The following is a 17,743-nucleotide window of genomic DNA, read 5'->3' on the forward strand; positions in this document are numbered from 1 at the left end:
GGGGAAGCGATGCTGAATATTACAAATCTGTCTGCTGATTACGGCGGTAAACCTGTGCTGGAGGAGATCAACCTGACGCTGGACAGCGGTGAATTGCTGGTCGTGCTGGGTCCGTCCGGGTGCGGCAAAACCACGCTGCTGAATCTGATCGCCGGGTTTGTACCGTATCAGCATGGTTCCATCCAGCTGGAAGGGAAACGGGTCGAGGGCCCGGGTGCAGAGCGCGGCGTGGTCTTTCAGAGTGAAGGGCTGCTTCCGTGGCGCAACGTGCAGGAAAACGTCGCCTTCGGCCTGCAGCTTGCGGGGATTCACCGTGAACAACGGCTGGCGACCGCGCGTGAGATGCTAAAAAAGGTGGGGCTGGAGGGCGCTGAAAAACGTTTTATCTGGCAGCTTTCCGGTGGCCAGCGTCAGCGGGTCGGGATTGCCCGCGCGCTGGCGGCAAACCCACAGCTGTTGCTGCTGGATGAGCCGTTTGGTGCGCTGGACGCCTTTACCCGTGAGCAGATGCAAACGCTGCTTTTGCGCCTGTGGCACGAAACGGGCAAGCAGGTACTGCTGATTACCCACGATATCGAAGAGGCGGTGTTTATGGCGACCGAACTGGTGTTGCTTTCGCCGGGGCCTGGTCGTGTGCTGGAGCGGTTGCCGCTCAGCTTTGCCCGTCGCTATGTGGCCGGTGAACCGGTCCGCAGTATCAAATCCGATCCGCTGTTTATTGAACAGCGCGAATATGTTTTAAGCCGCGTATTTGAACAACGGGAGGCGTTCTCATGAGCATTGTCTTCAGTGAAAAAACGCGCCGTCCTCGTCTCGCGTTACGCTGGCCGTTCTCTCGCCAGATCACGCTGAGTGCGGGCACGTTGCTGGTATTGCTCGCAGTCTGGTGGGCGGTGGCAGCGCAACAGTGGGTAAGCCCGTTGTTCCTTCCGCCACCGGGACAGGTGCTGGCGAAACTCATCACCATCGCCGGGCCGCAGGGTTTTATGGATGCCACGCTCTGGCAGCATTTAGGTGCCAGTCTGGCGCGTATTCTGGTGGCGCTGCTGGCGGCGGTAGTGATTGGCATCCCGGTGGGTATCGCGATGGGGCTGAGCCCGACGGTGCGCGGTATTCTCGACCCGCTGATTGAGCTTTACCGTCCGGTCCCACCGCTGGCCTATCTGCCGCTGATGGTTATCTGGTTTGGCATCGGGGAAACCTCGAAAATCTTGCTGATTTATCTGGCGATTTTTTCCCCGGTTGCTATGTCGGCATTGGCTGGGGTGAAGAGTGCGCAGCAGGTGCGGATCCGCGCGGCGCAGTCGCTTGGTGCCAGCCGTCTTCAGGTGCTGCTGTTTGTGATTTTACCGGGCGCACTGCCGGAGATTTTAACCGGGTTGCGCATTGGCCTCGGGGTGGGCTGGTCAACGCTGGTGGCGGCTGAGCTGATCGCCGCCACGCGCGGATTAGGGTTTATGGTGCAGTCGGCGGGAGAGTTTCTGGCGACTGACGTCGTGCTGGCAGGGATCGCGGTGATCGCCGTGATCGCCTTTGGATTAGAACTGGGGCTGCGCGCGCTACAGCGACGTCTGACGCCCTGGCATGGAGAAATACAATGAGTGAACGTCTGACCATCACCCCGCTGGGGCCATACATTGGTGCGCAGGTCTCCGGCCTGGACGTGACCCGTCCACTGAGCGATAACCAGTTCGAGCAGTTGTACCACGCGGTGCTGCGCCATCAGGTGGTGTTCCTGCGCGAACAGGCGATCACCCCGCAGCAGCAGCGTGCGCTGGCCCTGCGCTTCGGCGATCTGCATATCCACCCGGTCTATCCCCATGCGGAAGGCGTGGAGGAGATCATCGTGCTGGATACCCATAACGATAATCCGCCGGACAACGACAACTGGCACACCGACGTGACGTTTATCGAAACGCCACCTGCCGGGGCGATACTGGCGGCGAAGCTGTTGCCGGACACCGGTGGAGATACGCTGTGGGCCAGCGGTATCGCCGCCTTCGAGGCGCTGTCCGTGCCCTTCCGGACGCTGCTGAGCGGGTTGCGGGCCGAACATGACTTCAAAAAATCCTTCCAGGAGTACAAGTACCGGAAAAGCGAAGAGGAACATCTGCGCTGGCAGGACGCGGTCGCGAAACATCCGCCGCTGCTGCATCCGGTGGTGCGTACGCACCCGGTGACCGGTAAGCAGGCGTTATTTGTGAACGAAGGCTTTACGACGCGGATCGTAGACGTGACGGAAAAAGAGAGCGATGCGCTGTTAAGCTTCCTGTTTGCCCATATCACCAGGCCGGAATTTCAGGTGCGCTGGCGCTGGCAGGAGAACGATCTGGCGATCTGGGACAATCGCGTGACGCAACACTATGCGAACGCGGATTATCTGCCGCAGCGTCGGATTATGCAGCGGGCGACGATTTTAGGGGATAAACCGTTTTACCGTGCGGGCTGATGCCTTCACCTGACCCTCTCCCGACGGGAGAGGGGAAAGCAGGGTTACAAATGCGCCTCAATATAGCGCTGATAGCGGTTCGCCTTCAGATAACACAAATCCACCAGCACCAGGCCGTCAACGCAGTTGTTGAATGCCGGGTCGCTTCCGAAATCAATAAACTGTACGCCACCCGGTTCGCACAGCTCGGAATACTGCTTGTAGAGCGGCGGAATGCCGCAGCCCAGATTGCCGAGCAGGGATTTCAGCTTCGTCAGATCGTCGACATAATCCACGCCGCCAAACTGCGCCAGCACGTCCGGAAGCGATGCCGGGTAGGGCTGGCGTGACGCCGCGAGCGGATGGCTTGCCGGGAACCAGAGGCGGTAGAACGCCACCAGCAGATCCCGCGCGGCAGGCGGTAAGCCGCCGGATATCGAGACCGGACCAAACAGATAGCGGTAGTGGGGATAACGCGCCAGATAGGCACCAATGCCTGACCACAGATAGTCCAGACCGCGGCGTCCCCAGTAGCGCGGCTGAATAAAGCTGCGCCCGAGCTCAATGCCGTGCTCCAGCACATCCTGCATTTTGTCGTCGTAGTGGAACAGGCTGTAGCTGTACAGTCCTTCCGGCCCCCGACGCTCCACTTGTCTGGCGGTGGGCATAAAGCGATACGCACCGACAATCTCCAGATCCTCATCGTCCCATAAGATCAGATGCAGATAATCATCATCGTAGCTGTCAGTGTCCCGGCGCTTACCGCTCCCTTCTTCCACCGCGCGAAACGCAATCTCACGCAGGCGGCCCAGTTCGCGTAGCAGTGGCGCCTCTTCCTGGCCGTTACGCTGCCAGAGATAGATGGATTTTCCATCGCCGGTTTTGCCCAGACATTCGGCCTGCGCCAGCTCGCGTTTTAGCGTAGCCCGGTCTTCCGGACGGGCAATGGCGCACTGGGTTTTAAAGACGCCAGGCACTCCCTTGCCAAGACGTATCACGTGCTGACGGCACTTTTCGGTCATCTCACGCGACGAAAGGGTGGCGCTATACCAGTCACTCCAGGCAATCTGCTGACCGATTGTAATCGGCAGCTGGCTATGGCGACGGCGGAACATCTGCTGCATCAGCAGCAGCATGGATAACGTCGGCGACACCAGCGTGCTGGCATAAAAGAGGAGGCTGTTGTGCGCCTGAATATGTACCGGCAGCAGCGGGGCGCGCAGTTTGGTGGCGAGTTTGATAAATCCCGAGTGCCATTTTTTATCGCGAATGCCTTTTCGCGTCGGCCGGGAAACTTCACCCGCCGGGAAGAAGATCAGCACGCCCGCGTTTTGCAGATGTTGTTCCATCTGTACCAGCGACGTTTTTGCCGTTCTGCCGCCCATATTATCGACCGGGATAAACAGCGAGCTTAGCGGCTCCAGGTGGGTCAGCATCCGGTTGGTCACGACTTTGACATCGCGTCGTACGCGTGAGACGGCGTACATCAGCGCCAGCCCGTCCAGAGTACCTGTCGGGTGGTTGGCAATGATAACCAGAGGGCCATGTTCGGGGATTTGTTCGAGATCGCGGGCGGAAACGGTGCAGAGAATATCAAGGTGCTCCAGAACTTGCTCCACCATATCCAGTCCTTTCAGGTGGCGGTGTGCTGCGGCAAATTGCTGGAATTCTTCTTCGTAAAACAGCCTTTTTAACAGACTTTTTTGCCAGGGTGCCGGCCTCGCCTGAGGCCAAAGGTCATCGAGAACGCTATCGAGACTAAACATGATCACTCCTCCTGCCGTCTTGCGATGACAGTAGAAGGGGGAGATGTCGGTTGTATTGCAGTTTGGTGAAGTTTCGTGAGGCAGGGAGAGCAGGCCGGGTCAGGCGAAACCGCCCCCCGGCACCGTTGCGCCTTAGCGCAGAATTTTCTTCTCAGCCAGATCCAGCGCAAAGTAGCTGAAGATCAGATCCGCACCCGCGCGTTTGATCGCACCCAGGCTTTCCAGGATCACTTTCTCTTCATCGATCGCACCCGCCATGGCGGCGAATTTGATCATCGCGTACTCGCCGCTGACCTGGTACGCGCCCAGCGGCAGCGAGGTGCGTTCGCGAATATCACGCAGGATATCGAGATAGGCTCCCGCCGGTTTCACCATCAGGGCGTCTGCGCCCTGGGCTTCATCGAGCAGGGATTCACGGATAGCTTCCCGACGGTTGAGCGGGTTCATCTGATACGTTTTACGATCGCCTTTCAGCGCCGTACCGGCTGCTTCACGGAACGGGCCGTAGAAAGAGGAGGCAAATTTGGTGGAGTAGGACATGATGGCCGTGTCGGTAAAACCGGCAGCATCCAGCGCCTGGCGGATAGCCTGCACCTGCCCGTCCATCGCAGCCGATGGCGCGATGAAATCAGCACCCGCAGCGGCAGCAACCACCGCCTGCTTACCTAAATTCAGCAGGGTAGCATCGTTATCCACACCGTGATCGCACAGCACGCCGCAGTGGCCGTGAGAGGTATATTCGCAGAAACAGGTGTCGGACATCACGACCATTTCCGGCACGGTCTCTTTGCAAATGCGCGACATACGGGCGACCAGACCGTCCTCTTTCCAGGCATCGCTGCCGGTGGCGTCGGTATGATGGGAGATGCCGAAGGTCATCACCGAGCGGATCCCTGCATTGGCGATACGTTCAATTTCACGCGCCAGATGTTTTTCAGGAATGCGCATCACGCCAGGCATGGCTTCGATGGCCTTGTAGTCGTCAATCTCTTCTTCAACAAAAATCGGCAACACCAGATCGTTTAAGGTCAGTGTTGTCTCTTCAAACATAGCGCGTAGTGCGGGTGACTTGCGCAGGCGACGGGGACGAGCAATTAAATCGGTCATGGTATGCCTGAGGTTTGTGGAACAAAGAGGGTTAGTGTACCTCAAAGTGAAAGAAGGTGTTTTACCAAAGTGGGCATTTTGTCGAGGGGGAATCCCGATGCCAACGCGTTACGCGATCAATAATATTCTTCCTTCCACTGGCGTTAATTGTCCTCGAAATATTGGTTTTATTTCTATGATGAAGTGAATATATCATTGAGAATGATCTATTTATTTTTATTATATTTTTTATCTTTATAAGAGGGTGTTTTAACTGCCTGTTTTATAATGATTATTGATGGCATTGCATCGCTTTTGTATTATTTTCATGTTGTTTGTCTGAATGCGGACTTAATGGAATGATTCATTGAACCTTTTCAGATTGAAAATGCATAATTCCCTCCGCAATTAAGTATTGCAAAATCGTTAGATGGACAAACTTGCTTACGTCCCTGAGGAGGGATGACCCAATGCAAACATGGAAAAAGAAACTGGTTGTATCACAACTTGCATTAGCCTGCACCCTGGCTATCGCTTCTCAGGCCAATGCGAAGGATATTTCTGGTACGACATATAATACCTTCGGATATGATAATACGGCAGCTGCACCCTGGTATTATGGTTACGCTGACTGGGATTACTCTGATGCGACGCACGATGGTGATATTTATCCGGTGATTAATAAATCCACCGTGAATGGTGTTATATCAACCTATTATTTGGATGATGGTATCAATGGGCGGGCGAATGCGCTGAGCATTTCCAACAGCACCATTAATGGCATGATCACTTCAGAATGCATGACCGCGTCATGTGCTGATGGCGTGGATACGGACGGCACAACCCATTCTCAATACGACCGTTTTAGCCTGACCGTCGATAACTCCACGATCAACGATACTTACGAGCATTATGCGTATGACGTTGTGAACGGGGAAAATACGGAAACGCATTATCTGGACACCTATGCGCTGGGCAATGCAATTACCCTGGATGTGGAATCGGATATTGTTATTCAGAATAACTCTCACATCGCCGGCATTACCCTGACTCAGGGGTATCAGGAACTGGATAATACCCCGTATGACGGTGTGGAAGGTGTGGCGAACAGCAGCAATGTCTTTACCGACACGCTGCTGGTGAAGGACTCGGTACTGACCTCTGGCGCATACAGTGACCTGGGCACCAGCGGGTTCTATGGTCAAACTGCGAAGCCGAGCGATTACGGTGAAACCAATGCCACTGCGGCTGACGACGCGGCGCTGATTGTTGCTGCCAGTGCGTCTGACAACGCGATGCAGACCACCGCCACGTTCGATCACTCCACGATCACCGGCGATATCCTGTTCTCCAGTACCTTCGATAACAACTTCTACCCGAACGGCGATCCGGCAACCGATACGACGGCTGACGGTATATACAACCCAACCACCAACGGCTGGGATGACACCGATAAGCTGGACGTCACGCTGACCAATGGCAGCAAATGGGTCGGCGCAGCGCAGTCCAGCGTTGAGGCCATCGGCACCGCGCAGATGTATGGCCTGGGCTACAGTGACGTTGACTGGCGCACCCTCTCTCCAGATAGCATCTGGCCGGATTCCACGTTCGACAATAATGGACATGTCGCGGGTGAAGCGGTCTATCAGAGCGGTCTGTTCAACGTCACGCTGGATAACGGCTCTGAGTGGGATACCCGTAAGCTCTCTAACATCGACACGCTGACGGTGAATAATCATTCGCAGGTCAATGTTGAAAACTCGGGCCTGCTGGCTGATTCCATCACCCTGTCCAATGCTTCATCTCTGAACATCGGTGACAATGGTGCCGTGGCAACCGACAGCCTCTATCTGGACAGCGACAGCCGTGCGGCCCTGACAGAGGAAACCGCGGAGCTGTATGCCAATACCATTACCGTGGACAACGGTGCGGAGCTGTCTCTCGGCCTCGGCCAGGTGGATACGCACAATATGGTGTTGACGGATGGCGGCGTGCTGAACGTGGCCAGCCGTGATTACGTGTTGAACAGCGATCTGAACAACGCCCGCTATATCACCAATGATATGAGCAAAGCCGATTACGACTATGGCGTTGTGGCACTCAACGCTGACGGCCATCTGGCCGTGAATGGTGACGTGGCAGGGAATTACGCCGTGCGTATCGACAACGCCACCGGCGCCGGCTCTGTTGCTGACTATAAAGGCCAGGAGATTATCCGTGTTTATGACAACAACACGGAGACCCGCGCCAGCTTCACTGCGGCAAATAAAGCCGATTTAGGGGCATATACTTATCAGGCGCAGCAGAAAGGCGACACTGTTGTTCTGCAACAGCAAGCGCTGACCGATTATGCCAACATGGCGCTGAGCATCCCGTCTGCTAACACCAACATCTGGAATCTGCAGCAGGATGCAGTTAGCGCGCGTCTGACCAACAGCCGTCATGGCCTGGCGGATAACGGCGGCGCATGGGTAAGCTACGTTGGCGGCAACTTCGACGGCGATAATGGCGTTATCAGCTACGATCAGGACGTGAGCGGTATCATGGTTGGTCTGGATACCCTGATTGACGGTAATAATGCGAAGTGGATCGTCGGTGGTGCGGCAGGTTTCGCCAAAGGCGATATCAGCGATCGCACCGGTCAGGTGGATCAGGACAGCCAGACGGCAATGATGTACGCGTCCGCGAAATTTGCGAACGATCTGTTCATCGACAGTTCCCTGAGCTACACCCGATTCAACAACGATCTCTCCGCGACCATGAGCAATGGTCAGTATGTTGACGGTAACACCACCACCGACGCCGTTGGTTTTGGCTTGAAACTGGGCTATGACTGGAAACCAAACCTCTCTGGTTATGTGACGCCATACGCGGCCGTGTCGGGTCTGTTCCAGTCCGGTGATGACTATCGCCTCAGCAACGACATGCGCATGGATAGTCAATCCTATGACAGCCTGCGTTACGAAGCGGGTGTGGATGCCGGTTACACCTTTAACTACGGCGGTGACCAGGCGCTTACGCCTTACTTCAAACTCGCTTATGTCTATGACGACGCTGGTAACGATGCCGATGTTAACGGTGACAGCATTGATAATGGCGTGAAAGGCTCCGCAGTGCGGGTTGGTCTGGGTACCCAGTTTAGCTTTACGAAGAACTTCAGTGCTTACACTGATGCCACTTATCTGGGCGGCGGTGACGTTGACCAGAACTGGGGCGCAAATCTGGGTGTGAAATATACCTGGTAATGAATAAAAGCGGGGGATAAGCCCCCGCTTTTTTATAGATGACAATAAAAAATAATAGTGAACCGACAAATACGGATGTCTTGAGGTCTGCATGAACGTTAATGCGAAACCACTTTCTGAATTAAGCCGGCTCGAAGCATGTTTGATAGCAGCCAGTACCCCGTTTAAATCTGCTCCACAGCAATTAATTACCTCGGGCAAGGGGAGTGAGCCTTGTACCTACGTATTCCAGACCGGCGTTATTGAAGTTTATCGTCATTCAGACGATCTGCTGGTTGGCATTGCGTCAGCCCCTTTTATTTTTGGCCTGTCTGCCGTAGTGATCAATCACAGCCAGGAATACAGAGTCACTGCCAAAACGGCCTGTACCGGTTTTTATTTGCCCGCGGCGACCACCCGTCAACTCATTCAACAGCATTCGCTCTGGAAAGACGCGTTTTGCTGGTTATCCTGGATAAATTACATTCTGGGCAAACGCGACAGGCAGCTGGTGGGAAATAACTCCTATCACCAGATCCGCGCAATGCTGCTGAATATGGCCGAGTGGGATGAAACGCTGCGTTCAAAAATTGGTGTGATGAATCATATACAACAAAGCACGCGTATTTCACGCTCTGTCGTTGCCGAAGTGCTCGCTGCTTTGCGACAAGGCAACTACATCAATATGAGCCGGGGCAAACTGGTCAGCATCAACCGTTTGCCCACGGAATATTAAGGCTGGATGAAGGCGGTGAGCACCTGGGCTTTATTGGCGCTCAGCTCAGCCACTAAGTTATTGATGCCATCGCTCATATTGACGAAACGCGTATTTGGAGAGCGGGTGACGACCACAAACGCGCCCACGTTGGACTGCGGGATCATCGCCATATAGGTGATGAATCCACCGCCGCCACCGGTTTTCTGAATAATGCCCGGTCGGCCATTTTTGGGTGCCATATAGACCCAGCCCATGCCCAGCGCGTCGGCTTTACCCGGTACGTCCATGCCGATCACGCGGTGCAACTGGCTACGCTGGTAAATCAGGGTCTGCATGCGATCGGCCTGGTGACTGCGCGCATAGAAATCTGATGAGAGGAACTGCTGCATCCAGCGCATCATGTCGCCTGGCGTTGAATAGACCCCGCCACTGCCGATGGCTGCCAGGGTGTTATTACACGGGCTTGCGCCTTTCTCTGCCACCATCAGGCGTCGGCACTGATCCGGAGAAGGGGTAAAGGTGGTGTCCTTCATGCCGAGCGGGCGCGTTATCTGCTCTTCAAAGAGCTGCGGGTAAGGTTTGCCTGCTGCCGTCGAGAGCGCATCTGCCAGCAGGTCAAACGCCAGGTTTGAGTAAGATGCCTGTGAACCCGGGGCCGATTTCAGCGTGGCGGTGCTCAGGTAGTTCCAGCGCTGTTCGCGCGTTGGCCAGACAAAAACGTCACGGTGCGCCGCGCCGCCGGGTTGTTCGCGAGGCAGCGCGCTGGTATGGGTGGCAAGGTTTACCAGCGTGATGGGCGTGCCCTGATAGGTTGGAACGCGTGCGCCTGGCGGCGCATATTTGCTGAGCGGATCGTCGAGCTTGACCACGCCCTGATCGAGTAATTTCACCAGCATTTCGCTGGTCATCAGCTTGGTTAAGGACGCAATGCGGATCACGGAATCCAGCTGCGGGTGAACGTTATTTCCCGGTCGCGTTTCGCCAAAGCTGCGAAATACGCGCTGGTTGCCGTCGATGACCACCATCGCCATCCCGGTCGCGCCACTGCCGTAATAGATAAGGTTCGCGTAGCGATCGGCAATATCTGAAGCCAAAACGGGGGCCGTCAGCGGCTGAGCTGCCTGGGCGGTGGAGAAGCTCACCGCACACAGCGCGGCAAAAGAGAGCAGACAACGTTTCAACGAAAAGCATCCATGAATTGAATGAGAAAAGTAATGGGTATTTATACTACTAAAGCGCACGGTGCAATGCCCCGAATTGCATAACGATAGCGAGAAAAACGTAACCATGGGTAAATAAGCATAATTTCCTGGCGACCAGTCTCCCATTTTGTGACATCGGCCGTATGATAGAGGCCAGTGTCACTCAATCTTGCGGAGAACGATATGTCAGTGAAGCGTGTGGTTATGGTTGTCGATATGCAGCAAGGGGTGTTTGCAACGCCGCGTTACCAGCGCGAGAAATGTGTTTCGCTTATCAATCAGCTCACGCAGGCCGCCGAACGGGTGATTTTTATTCAGCATACCGGTGAAGGCGGTCTGGAAGAGGGGAGCGAAGGGTTTGCGCTGCTGCCTGAACTCCATCAGCCCGCTGACGCGCTTTACGTCACCAAGACTGCCTGCGATGCATTTTATAACACCGCACTTGAAGCGGTGTTACGCGAGCAAGGTATTCGCGAGTTTGTCATCTGCGGCTGTGCCACCGATTACTGTGTCGACGCGACCATCAAGAACGGGGTCAGCCGTGGCTATCACATTACCGTGGCGGAAGATGCCCATACCACGGCTAATCGTCCGGCAGCCGACGCGCCCATTCTGATTAATCATTACAACGAGGTCTGGCGTGACTTTATTGCGCCGGCCAATCCTCTCGCGGTGAAACGCACCGAAACAATTCTCGAAAACTGGAAAGCGAACTAATAATTAACCCTCGGGTCTGACCTTTTTGCCTGCGCCGTCTGGCTCAGGCGAGATTTTCGTGTGGTGATGTGTTGAGCACAGCAACAGCCATAACAACAAGAAGGAAGCATTATGTTTAAGTCTTTTTTCCCAAAGCCGGGGCCTTTTTTCCTGTCGGCATTTATTTGGGCACTGATCGCTGTCATTTTCTGGCAGGCTGGCGGCGGGGCGTGGCTGGCCCGCATAACGGGTGCAACGGGTGACGTCCCGATCAGCGCCGCCCGCTTCTGGTCGCTTAGCTATCTGCTGTTTTACGCCTACTACATGGTATGCGTTGGCCTGTTTGCCCTGTTCTGGTTTGTCTATGCGCCGCACCGCTGGCAATACTGGTCGATTCTGGGAACCTCGCTGATTATCTTTGTGACCTGGTTCCTGGTGGAAGTGGGGGTGGCAGTAAACGCCTGGTATGCCCCGTTCTACGACCTTATCCAGACCGCGCTGAGTTCGCCGCATAAGGTAACCATTAATCAGTTTTACCATGAGGTGGGCATTTTCCTCGGTATCGCGTTGATTGCGGTGGTGATCGGGGTGATGAACAACTTCTTCGTCAGCCACTACGTTTTCCGCTGGCGTACCGCGATGAACGAACACTATATGGCGCACTGGCAACACCTGCGTCATATCGAAGGTGCAGCACAGCGTGTGCAGGAAGACACCATGCGTTTTGCCTCCACCCTTGAAGACATGGGCGTCAGCTTTATCAACGCCATCATGACGCTGATTGCCTTCCTGCCGGTGCTGGTGACGCTCTCGGCTCACGTGCCGGATCTGCCTGTTGTCGGTCATCTGCCGTATGGGCTGGTGATTGCGGCGATTGTCTGGTCTCTGATGGGGACGGGGCTGCTGGCGGTGGTCGGGATTAAGCTGCCGGGGCTGGAGTTTAAAAATCAACGCGTGGAAGCGGCTTATCGTAAAGAGCTGGTCTACGGTGAAGATGATGCTAACCGCGCCTCGCCACCAACCGTACGCGAGCTGTTTGGTGCCGTGCGTCGCAACTACTTCCGTCTCTACTTCCACTATATGTATTTCAATATTGCGCGCATTTTGTATCTGCAGGTCGATAACGTTTTCGGTTTGTTCCTGCTGTTCCCGTCCATCGTTGCGGGTACGATTACGCTCGGTCTGATGACCCAGATAACTAACGTTTTTGGTCAGGTGCGTGGCTCATTCCAGTATCTGATCAGCTCCTGGACCACGCTGGTGGAACTGATGTCCATCTATAAACGTTTACGCAGTTTTGAGCGTGAGCTGGACGGCCAGGAACTGCAGGAAGTCACCAATACATTTAGCTAATACAGGGAGTTGCTATGACCTTTGCCGTACCGCGTGCGTTACCGTTGTCCTTACTGGCCGCTCTGGTGCTGGTGGGGTGTGCCGAAAAAGGGGCCGCTCCGCTTAAAGAAGGGGAGAAGCCTGTTGATGTGGCAAGCGTTGTGCGGCAAAAAATGCCCGCCAGCGTGAAAGATCGCAATGCATGGGCGGATGCGCTGGCAAAAACCTTTGAAAGCCAGAAGATTGCTCCTACCGAGGAGAATATCTGCTCGGTACTGGCGGTGGCGCAGCAGGAATCAATGTACCAGTCAGACCCGGTCGTGCCGGGTCTGAACAAAATAGCCTGGAAAGAGATCGACCGCCGTGCGGAATCGATGCATATCCCGGTATTCCTCGTGCATACCGCGTTTAAGATCACCTCGCCAAATGGAAAAAGCTACAGCGAACGGCTGGACACGGTAAAAACCGAGAAACAGCTCAGCGCCATCTTTGATGATTTCATCAGCATGGTGCCGATGGGGCAGACACTGTTTGGTTCACTTAACCCGGTACACACCGGCGGGCCGATGCAGGTCAGCATTGCCTTTGCGGAAAAGCATACCGACGGCTACCCGTGGAAAATTGACGGTACGGTGCGTCAGGAGGTCTTCTCCCTGCGTGGCGGCCTGTGGTTCGGCACTTATCATCTGCTGAACTATCCGGCGAATTACAGTGAGCCGCTGTACCGCTTTGCGGACTTTAACGCGGGCTGGTATGCCAGTCGTAACGCGGCGTTTCAGAATGCGGTCAGCCGCGCGAGCGGCGTGAAGCTGGCACTGGATGGCGATCTTATTGCCTATGGCAGCAGCGAGGCTGGCACCACGGAGCGGGCGGTGCGGAAATTATCGAACAGGCTTGGCATGAGTGACAGCGACATTCGCCATCAGCTTGAGAAAGGCGATAGTCTGGCGTTTGAGAAAACCGATCTCTACAAGAAAGTCTTTACGCTTGCAGAACAGAAAAGTGGGAAAACGTTACCGAGGGCAATCCTGCCGGGTATTCAGCTGGAAAGCCCGAAGATCACGCGTAACCTGACAACCGCCTGGTTCGCAAAACGCGTGGATGACCGCCGGGCTCGCTGTATGGGGCTTTAAAAGCGACGGCGAAAACGCAGTACTAATGCCACAACGCCTAAAATCATACACCCTGCGAGGAAAGGAATGAGGCCAAACAGGGTGCTTACGCCAAAACCAATTTCCACTCGCGGGCGTCCGTTATCCTGCACCTGCATCAGGTGTTCATAGACTCCTGGTGCATGAACCAGCATATTGAGTAGCTGCGAACCCGCCCAGAAACAGAACAAGACAAACAGGGCATAAGCGATATTACCCGCCGTGGAGGTTTTTGGTTGTTTACCGCCAAAAATCGGTTTCGACAATGTAAAGTCAGCCATCACGACCTCCCGATAAATCACTCTGTTTTATATGCGTCTTACAAGGTGAGTTTGACAGGTCATAGCATTTGTCAATATCAGAATCGTGTTAATTTACCCTAAGGAATTCTCCTGGATTGTCGAATTCTGCAGCGCATCACAATTTCTTAACTTAATTGAAACAACAGCGTGTTTCAGAATTTCCGCATCTGCCACAGACCTCGTCATAAATCTGTGAGAGGATATCTTTTTTTCCTGCCGGAGTTTGTCATGAAGCTCACTTCCAAACTACGCCGTGACTGGCATTACTACGCCTTTGCTATCGGGCTGATCTTTATTCTTAACGGTGTCGTGGGGCTGTTGGGATTTGAAGCAAAAGGGTGGCAAACGTATGCCGTGGGTCTGGTGACCTGGGTTATCAGCTTCTGGCTGGCGGGGATGATTATCCGCCGTCGTCCTGAAGAGACGACAGCGGATGAGACGGAAACGGCGAAAACTCCCGATTAACCGTTTACGGAGCTTTTCAGGGCGCTGTCCGCAGCATGACGCTCCAGCGCCAGTTCGATCAGGCGGGTGATAAGTGCTGAGTAGCTAAGCCCGCTGGCCTGCCACAGTTTTGGATACATGCTGATGTTGGTGAAGCCCGGCAGGGTGTTGATTTCATTAATCACCACCTCGTTTTCAGGCGTCAGGAACACATCCACGCGCGCCATGCCGCTGCAGCCGAGCGTCTGATAAGCGTTAATCGCGATCGCGCGGATCTTATCGTTGATTGCCGGATCGATATTTGCAGGCACGACAACCTGGGCGCCTTTATCATCAATGTATTTGGTGTCGTAAGAGTAGAAATCACTGTTTAACACCACTTCACCGCAGGTGCTTGCCTGTGGGAAATCGTTGCCCAGCACGGCGCACTCAATTTCGCGGCCTTTGATGCCCTGCTCAACCACCACTTTATGGTCAAACTCAAACGCCAGGCTGACCGCTTGCGTGAACTGCGCTTCGCTTGTCACCTTGCTGACCCCGACGGAAGAACCCTGGTTTGCGGGTTTCACAAACAGCGGCAGGCCCAGTTGGCCGGAAATCTGAGCGAAGCTGTGTTGGTCACGGTTGGCACGGGTGAGGGTGACAAACGGCGCAATATTCAGCCCCGCATCACGCAGCAGGCGCTTGGTGACGTCTTTATCCATGCAGGCAGCGGAACCCAGCACATCAGAACCGACAAACGGCAGGTTGGCCATGCGCAGCATCCCCTGCAGCGAACCATCTTCGCCAAGGGTGCCATGAACGATAGGGAAGACCACGTCAATCTGGGCAAGAGACTGCGCATTACCGGCGTCGATGAGCTGCCCTTGCACCACGCCGGGTACGGTCGCGACGCTGATTGCAGAAGGATTGAGGGCGATATGCGCCGGATCGTCAGCATTTAACAGATACTGGCTGGCATCGTTGACATGCCACTGCCCCTGTTTATCTATGCCCAGCAGCACCACGTCGAAACGGCTTTTATCGATTGCATCGACGATATTTTTGGCCGATTGCAATGAAACCTCGTGCTCCGCTGATTTTCCCCCAAAGACAATACCTACGCGCTGCTTTGCCATCTCACTCTCTTCCAGTCTGACGAAAAACCAATAACATACCACGATGCCCAGCGGGTTTCGCGGCCTTCTGCCATAATGTTTTGGGGAATGTTAAGGGGGGAGCGTGAAAGGAAAAACTCTGCTGACCGTTTTCATTATTGCGGCTGTCGCAACGGTGGGGTATCGCTGGTTGCCGTCTTACTACAACCCTTTCACGCCGCTACATCTCGACGACCCGCCAGGCCGCATTACCCAGTATAAGCTTCGGAACTTAACGCCCCAGGCGTGCACGAGCCTGTTATCACAGGCCAATCAACGCGCGCTTATCCGCACACAACCGGTCGCAGACAGCGGTGGGGAGTGTCCACTCCGTAACGTCGTCCGGGTACGTAACTTCGGTCCGGTCAGCCTGAACAGCAGTTTCCTTGCGAGCTGCCCGCTGGCGCTCAGTTCTGCCTTGTTTATCAGCCAGCAGGCCCGGCCACTCACCAGACGCTATACGGGAAGTGAGCTGACGCGTATTGAGCATCTCGGCAGCTTTGCCTGCCGCAACATTTACCATCGCCCCGACGCGCGACGCAGTGAACATGCTACGGCAGAGGCGCTGGATATCACGGCGTTTGGGCTGGCAAACGGTGAGAAGGTCACGGTACAAAACGGCTGGAAGGCGACAAAAACGCAGCCATGGCTGAAAGGCATGCTGGCGGCGAGCTGCAGCTATTACGGTAACAGCCTGGGGCCAGAGTATAACGCTGCCCATGCCAGCCACTTTCACCTGGGGATGCGCGGTTTCGGTCTCTGCCGCTGAAGCATAATATTCCGTCAGAAAATGGATGGTTTGTGACTTATTTCACAAATATGATGACTGGGAAGATAAAACACCAAAGTCGGCAAGTGCGCATCTCTGGTGCGACGTCATAACGCGTAACTTGCTAATCTGTCGGCGAATTCGCCTAAAAATGAAGACTATTTCTTTTATGGAATCCTGGAAAGTTAATCTCATCTCGGTCTGGTTCGGGTGCTTCTTTACCGGGCTGGCCATCAGCCAGATATTGCCCTTCCTGCCGCTGTACGTGTCGCAGCTGGGTGTTACCTCCCATGAAGCGCTCTCCATGTGGTCAGGTCTGACGTTCAGCGTCACGTTTCTGGTCTCTGCCATCGTCTCGCCGATGTGGGGGAGTCTGGCCGACCGCAAAGGGCGCAAGCTGATGCTGCTGCGCGCATCGCTGGGGATGGCGATAGCCATTCTGCTGCAGGCCTTTGCCACTAACGTATGGCAGCTCTTTTTCCTGCGAGCGGTGATGGGGCTGACGTCCGGGTATATTCCGAATGCCATGGCGCTGGTGGCCTCGCAGGTGCCCCGTGAACGCAGCGGCTGGGCGCTGAGTACGCTCTCTACTGCTCAGATAAGCGGGGTCATTGGCGGCCCGCTGCTAGGGGGCTTCCTCGCCGATCATGTCGGGCTGCGCGCGGTGTTTATCATTACGGCCATCCTGCTGGTGGTCAGTTTTCTGGTCACGCTCTTCCTCATTAAAGAGGGAGGACGCCCCGTCATCAGCAAAGCTGAACGCCTGAGCGGCAAGGCCGTCTTCGCCTCGCTGCCCTATCCGGGCCTGATGATCAGCCTGTTTGTGACCACCATGGTGATCCAGCTTTGCAACGGTTCGGTCGGCCCGATTCTGGCGCTGTTTATTAAGTCGATGGAGCCAGACAGCAATAATATTGCTTTCCTCAGCGGGATGATTGCTGCCGTCCCGGGCGTATCAGCCCTCATTTCGGCGCCACGCCTTGGAAAACTGGGCGACAGGATCGGCACGGCGCGTATCCTGATGGCCACGCTGATTTTTGCGGTGGTGCTCTTTTTCGCAATGTCGTTTGTCACTTCTCCGCTTCAGCTTGGCGTGCTGCGGTTTCTGCTGGGCTTTGCCGATGGTGCGATGTTACCCGCGGTGCAAACATTGCTGGTGAAATATTCCAGTGACCAGGTAACGGGCCGTATTTTTGGCTATAACCAGTCGTTTATGTATTTAGGTAACGTTGCCGGTCCGCTTATGGGAGCCGCTGTTTCGGCAATGGCCGGTTTCCGTTGGGTATTTGCTGCTACCGCTATTGTGGTGCTGATAAATATTATTCAACTGGCTATTGCACTGCGTCGCCGCAGACAAATGGCGGAGGCGAAGTCGGCGCGATAGCTGTTTCGTGGATGTATTATATATTCTTATGGTCGCCGCATTTTTATATAACTAAATGCGGCGTTTTTTATAGAAAAACGTTTCGCTGAAAGCCGCGAGTAATCT

16 protein-coding genes are annotated in these 17,743 nt (G+C 54.9%); 11 read left to right on the forward strand and 5 right to left on the reverse strand.

The features are described 5' to 3' along the window. The first annotated feature begins 9 nt into the window (after nucleotides 1–9). From tauB to tauD, 3 genes are read left to right on the forward strand one after another with little or no spacing between them, the layout of a single operon-like run. Entirely contained in the window at nucleotides 10–777 is a 768-nt protein-coding gene (gene tauB, locus AC2FAP_RS16200) for a taurine ABC transporter ATP-binding subunit (RefSeq protein WP_014168801.1), read from the forward strand. Next, nucleotides 774–1,601 (forward strand): taurine ABC transporter permease TauC, encoded by an 828-nt coding sequence (gene tauC, locus AC2FAP_RS16205; protein WP_410387365.1) that lies wholly within the window; start codon nucleotides 774–776, stop codon nucleotides 1,599–1,601. Before tauB ends, tauC begins: the two co-directional genes overlap by 4 nt. Then, nucleotides 1,598–2,449, forward strand: coding sequence for a taurine dioxygenase (tauD, locus tag AC2FAP_RS16210; RefSeq protein ID WP_014168804.1), 852 nt, complete (start codon nucleotides 1,598–1,600; stop codon nucleotides 2,447–2,449). Before tauC ends, tauD begins: the two co-directional genes overlap by 4 nt. A gap of 44 nt (nucleotides 2,450–2,493) precedes the next feature. Here the strand turns inward: tauD and olsF are convergent, their stop codons facing one another. Both olsF and hemB read right to left on the reverse strand, forming a co-directional pair. Next, nucleotides 2,494–4,194 carry a bifunctional ornithine lipid synthase OlsF gene (gene olsF, locus AC2FAP_RS16215; RefSeq protein ID WP_086532887.1) on the reverse strand — a complete coding sequence of 567 codons (1,701 nt, stop codon included), beginning with the start codon at nucleotides 4,192–4,194 and terminating at the stop codon, nucleotides 2,494–2,496. A 132-nt stretch (nucleotides 4,195–4,326) separates the two neighbouring features. Then, complete coding sequence (gene hemB, locus AC2FAP_RS16220; protein WP_020885251.1) at nucleotides 4,327–5,301, reverse strand: porphobilinogen synthase; 975 nt, start codon at nucleotides 5,299–5,301, stop codon at nucleotides 4,327–4,329. Nucleotides 5,302–5,750: 449 nt separating this feature from the next. On the opposite strand from hemB, the gene AC2FAP_RS16225 reads away from it, so the two are divergent. Together AC2FAP_RS16225 and AC2FAP_RS16230 are read left to right on the forward strand one after the other, a co-directional pair. Continuing rightward, complete coding sequence (locus AC2FAP_RS16225) at nucleotides 5,751–8,525, forward strand: autotransporter outer membrane beta-barrel domain-containing protein (protein WP_333192581.1); 2,775 nt, start codon at nucleotides 5,751–5,753, stop codon at nucleotides 8,523–8,525. Nucleotides 8,526–8,616: 91 nt separating this feature from the next. Beyond that, the gene (locus AC2FAP_RS16230) at nucleotides 8,617–9,240 is read left to right on the forward strand and encodes a helix-turn-helix domain-containing protein (protein ID WP_014168808.1); all 624 of its coding nucleotides are present in this window, start codon (nucleotides 8,617–8,619) and stop codon (nucleotides 9,238–9,240) included. On the opposite strand, the gene ampH is transcribed toward AC2FAP_RS16230, so the two are convergent. Continuing rightward, the gene (gene ampH / locus AC2FAP_RS16235) at nucleotides 9,237–10,403 is read right to left on the reverse strand and encodes a D-alanyl-D-alanine-carboxypeptidase/endopeptidase AmpH (RefSeq protein ID WP_449541500.1); all 1,167 of its coding nucleotides are present in this window, start codon (nucleotides 10,401–10,403) and stop codon (nucleotides 9,237–9,239) included. The two genes, AC2FAP_RS16230 and ampH, sit on opposite strands and share 4 nt — an antisense overlap. A 204-nt stretch (nucleotides 10,404–10,607) precedes the next feature. Between ampH and AC2FAP_RS16240 the strand changes: the two genes are divergently transcribed. The 3 genes from AC2FAP_RS16240 to AC2FAP_RS16250 all read left to right on the forward strand — a co-directional run bounded on the left by AC2FAP_RS16240 (nucleotide 10,608) and on the right by AC2FAP_RS16250 (nucleotide 13,585). Further along, a complete protein-coding gene (locus AC2FAP_RS16240) occupies nucleotides 10,608–11,141 on the forward strand; it encodes an isochorismatase family protein (RefSeq protein ID WP_307372485.1) in 534 nt (177 codons plus the stop codon). Nucleotides 11,142–11,252: 111 nt separating this feature from the next. Further along, nucleotides 11,253–12,473 carry a peptide antibiotic transporter SbmA gene (gene sbmA / locus AC2FAP_RS16245; RefSeq protein ID WP_025205008.1) on the forward strand — a complete coding sequence of 407 codons (1,221 nt, stop codon included), beginning with the start codon at nucleotides 11,253–11,255 and terminating at the stop codon, nucleotides 12,471–12,473. A gap of 14 nt (nucleotides 12,474–12,487) precedes the next feature. Continuing rightward, nucleotides 12,488–13,585, forward strand: a complete 1,098-nt coding sequence (locus AC2FAP_RS16250; protein WP_025205001.1) for a DUF1615 domain-containing protein — start codon at nucleotides 12,488–12,490, stop codon at nucleotides 13,583–13,585. Here the strand turns inward: AC2FAP_RS16250 and AC2FAP_RS16255 are convergent. After that, on the reverse strand, nucleotides 13,582–13,884 hold the full coding sequence (locus AC2FAP_RS16255) for a DUF2755 family protein (protein WP_020885246.1): 303 nt from the start codon (nucleotides 13,882–13,884) through the stop codon (nucleotides 13,582–13,584). The genes AC2FAP_RS16250 and AC2FAP_RS16255 overlap by 4 nt on opposite strands. A gap of 249 nt (nucleotides 13,885–14,133) precedes the next feature. On the opposite strand from AC2FAP_RS16255, the gene AC2FAP_RS16260 reads away from it, so the two are divergent. Then, entirely contained in the window at nucleotides 14,134–14,370 is a 237-nt protein-coding gene (locus AC2FAP_RS16260) for a DUF2754 family protein (protein ID WP_025205000.1), read from the forward strand. Here AC2FAP_RS16260 and ddlA read toward each other — a convergent pair. After that, nucleotides 14,367–15,467, reverse strand: a complete 1,101-nt coding sequence (gene ddlA, locus AC2FAP_RS16265; protein ID WP_020885244.1) for a D-alanine--D-alanine ligase — start codon at nucleotides 15,465–15,467, stop codon at nucleotides 14,367–14,369. The two genes, AC2FAP_RS16260 and ddlA, sit on opposite strands and share 4 nt — an antisense overlap. Before the next feature lie 103 nt (nucleotides 15,468–15,570). Between ddlA and AC2FAP_RS16270 the strand changes: the two genes are divergently transcribed. Beyond that, nucleotides 15,571–16,254, forward strand: a complete 684-nt coding sequence (locus tag AC2FAP_RS16270; protein ID WP_328704261.1) for an extensin-like domain-containing protein — start codon at nucleotides 15,571–15,573, stop codon at nucleotides 16,252–16,254. A gap of 169 nt (nucleotides 16,255–16,423) precedes the next feature. Then, entirely contained in the window at nucleotides 16,424–17,638 is a 1,215-nt protein-coding gene (locus AC2FAP_RS16275) for a multidrug efflux MFS transporter (protein ID WP_025204998.1), read from the forward strand. The last annotated feature ends 105 nt before the right edge of the window (nucleotides 17,639–17,743 follow it).

The organism is Enterobacter cloacae complex sp. 394I7 (assembly GCF_057320345.1).

Excerpts from the sequence above, each read along its gene's own strand:
- tauB (WP_014168801.1), top strand. The coding sequence starts at position 10 with ATGCTGAATATTACAAATCTGTCTGCTGATTACGGCGGTAAACCTGTG.
- tauC (WP_410387365.1), top strand. The coding sequence starts at position 774 with ATGAGCATTGTCTTCAGTGAAAAAACGCGCCGTCCTCGTCTCGCGTTA.
- tauD (WP_014168804.1), top strand. The coding sequence starts at position 1,598 with ATGAGTGAACGTCTGACCATCACCCCGCTGGGGCCATACATTGGTGCG.
- olsF (WP_086532887.1), bottom strand. The coding sequence starts at position 4,194 with ATGTTTAGTCTCGATAGCGTTCTCGATGACCTTTGGCCTCAGGCGAGG.
- hemB (WP_020885251.1), bottom strand. The coding sequence starts at position 5,301 with ATGACCGATTTAATTGCTCGTCCCCGTCGCCTGCGCAAGTCACCCGCA.
- AC2FAP_RS16225 (WP_333192581.1), top strand. The coding sequence starts at position 5,751 with ATGCAAACATGGAAAAAGAAACTGGTTGTATCACAACTTGCATTAGCC.
- AC2FAP_RS16230 (WP_014168808.1), top strand. The coding sequence starts at position 8,617 with ATGAACGTTAATGCGAAACCACTTTCTGAATTAAGCCGGCTCGAAGCA.
- AC2FAP_RS16240 (WP_307372485.1), top strand. The coding sequence starts at position 10,608 with ATGTCAGTGAAGCGTGTGGTTATGGTTGTCGATATGCAGCAAGGGGTG.
- sbmA (WP_025205008.1), top strand. The coding sequence starts at position 11,253 with ATGTTTAAGTCTTTTTTCCCAAAGCCGGGGCCTTTTTTCCTGTCGGCA.
- AC2FAP_RS16250 (WP_025205001.1), top strand. The coding sequence starts at position 12,488 with ATGACCTTTGCCGTACCGCGTGCGTTACCGTTGTCCTTACTGGCCGCT.
- AC2FAP_RS16255 (WP_020885246.1), bottom strand. The coding sequence starts at position 13,884 with ATGGCTGACTTTACATTGTCGAAACCGATTTTTGGCGGTAAACAACCA.
- AC2FAP_RS16260 (WP_025205000.1), top strand. The coding sequence starts at position 14,134 with ATGAAGCTCACTTCCAAACTACGCCGTGACTGGCATTACTACGCCTTT.
- ddlA (WP_020885244.1), bottom strand. The coding sequence starts at position 15,467 with ATGGCAAAGCAGCGCGTAGGTATTGTCTTTGGGGGAAAATCAGCGGAG.
- AC2FAP_RS16275 (WP_025204998.1), top strand. The coding sequence starts at position 16,424 with ATGGAATCCTGGAAAGTTAATCTCATCTCGGTCTGGTTCGGGTGCTTC.